The following is a 1,946-nucleotide window of genomic DNA, read 5'->3' on the forward strand; positions in this document are numbered from 1 at the left end:
CCCCCAGTGTTAGGATAGTTGTCAGAGGCCTCCTCCTAAAGTATAGTTGAAGAAACGAAGCCCATGAGGAGGAAAATGATGCCCCGATACAGCCAGGAATTCAAATACAATATCATCAAGAAAATGATGCCGCCTGAAAACAAGAGTGTATCTGCTATCTCCCAGGAAACTGGCCTGTCAGAGGCCACCCTGTTCAAATGGAAAAAAGAAGCTAAGGCAAAAGGTTTTGTCATCACCGATGGAGAGTCCAGCAGTGAAGCTTGGAGCAGTCAGGACAAGTTCCAGATTGTGCTGGAAACCGCCGCTTTGAATGAAGCAGAACTGGCAGAATACTGTCGGAAGAAAGGGCTGTATGTGGAGCAAGTGGAAGCCTGGCGTAACGCATGCCATCAGGCCAATGGTGGAATCGCTCAGGAAGCTGCCCGGATGCATAAGGCTTTGAAAGAAAAAGACCATGAGTACAAAAAGCTGGAAAAAGAACTGAACCGCAAGGAAAAAGCATTGGCGGAAGCGGCTGCCCTCATGATCCTGCAAAAAAAGGCCCGAGCGATCTGGGGGGACCCCGAGGACGAATGATCAGCACCTCAGATCGCATCCAAGCTATCCAGCTGATCGATGAAGCCGTAAAGGCGGGTGCTCGAGAAATCAAAGCCTGTAGAGTACTGGGAATCCATACAAGAACCCTTCGCCGCTGGCGGCACCACCAGGAAGACCAACGCCCGCTGGCAGAACGTCCTGCTCCAGCCAATAAACTAACCATCGAAGAAGAAAATGCCATCATGGAAGTGATCCATTCACCGGAGTATCAAAGTTTGCCACCCAGTCAGATTGTTCCCTCCTTGGCAGACCTGGGAATGTACCTGGCCTCCGAGTCCACCATCTACCGGAAACTAAGGGAGCGAGGGATGCAGCACCACCGGGGCAGAAGCCAAGCCCCCGTCAAACGCCCCCTGCCCACCCATAAAGCCCAAGGGCCCAATCAAGTATGGATGTGGGACATTACCTGGTTACCAGGCCCTGTGAAAGGCCTGTACTACTACCTCTACCTAATCCTGGACCTTTACAGCCGGATGATCGTTGGCTGGGAAGTCCATGTGGAAGAATCCGCTGCCAATGCCAGCCGGCTGGTGAAGAAAGCTGCCCTGGCCCAAGGCATCGGCCTCAACCAAACGCCCCTGGTGCTGCACAGCGATAATGGAAGTCCCATGAAAGGTGCCACCCTATTGGAAACCCTGTACAAATTGGGGATTACACCCTCCCGCAGCCGACCCCGAGTCAGTAACGATAACCCTTATGCAGAGTCCATCTTCAGAACCTGCAAATATCGGCCCAGCTTTCCTGCCAAAGGCTTTCAGGATTTATTTAAAGCCCGGGCCTGGGTCTTACAGTTTGAACACTGGTACAATTACAGGCATAAACACAGCGGCATTGCCTTTCTCACTCCTCACCAGAGGCATACCGGTCAAGCAGACACCATCCTTGCCAAAAGACGGGAAACCTATGAGAAAGCCAAAAGCCTAAACCCCACCAGGTGGAGCCGCCATACCAGAAAATGGACCATTCCCGAAGAAGTATGGCTCAATCCAGTTTCTGAAAAAAGCAGTACCGCCCATCCGACGATAAACTAAGCGTTTATGTCGCGAAAGCGCCTTGACAGCGAGGGGCAGCATGGTAGGCTGGCCGCCAGGCATCGCCCCCTCAGAGACGTTCTGCCTTGACCAAAGGAGATGCCTCTGCTGCCAGTACCCATGCCGCCAAGAGGCTCGCTGTCAAGGTGACCGTGAAATAAATGCGTTTTCAAAGATCGCAAAATCAAGAGGTGTTGTTTTACTAAATGACGTCATGTCAACATACTTGATCCCGATATATCAACCGGTTATTCAAACAATGCAGAAACTCTACTTTAATTTGGAAGGTTTTTCGGACAACTATCTTGACAATTACCG

General features: G+C 51.3%; 1 protein-coding gene. It reads left to right on the top strand.

The window, feature by feature from the left end:
• Positions 1 to 78 precede the first annotated feature (78 nt).
• Positions 79 to 1,628, top strand: a protein-coding gene (locus QOL74_RS18310; RefSeq protein ID WP_430383886.1) for an IS3 family transposase whose coding sequence is annotated in 2 segments (ribosomal slippage) — positions 79 to 541 and positions 541 to 1,628 — 1,551 coding nt in all. Because the reading frame shifts where the segments join, the coding sequence is not laid out codon by codon here.
• Positions 1,629 to 1,946 lie beyond the last annotated feature (318 nt).

The sequence above is a fragment of the Anoxynatronum buryatiense genome (assembly GCF_900182905.1).
Lineage (GTDB): Bacteria > Bacillota > Clostridia > Peptostreptococcales > Tindalliaceae > Anoxynatronum > Anoxynatronum buryatiense.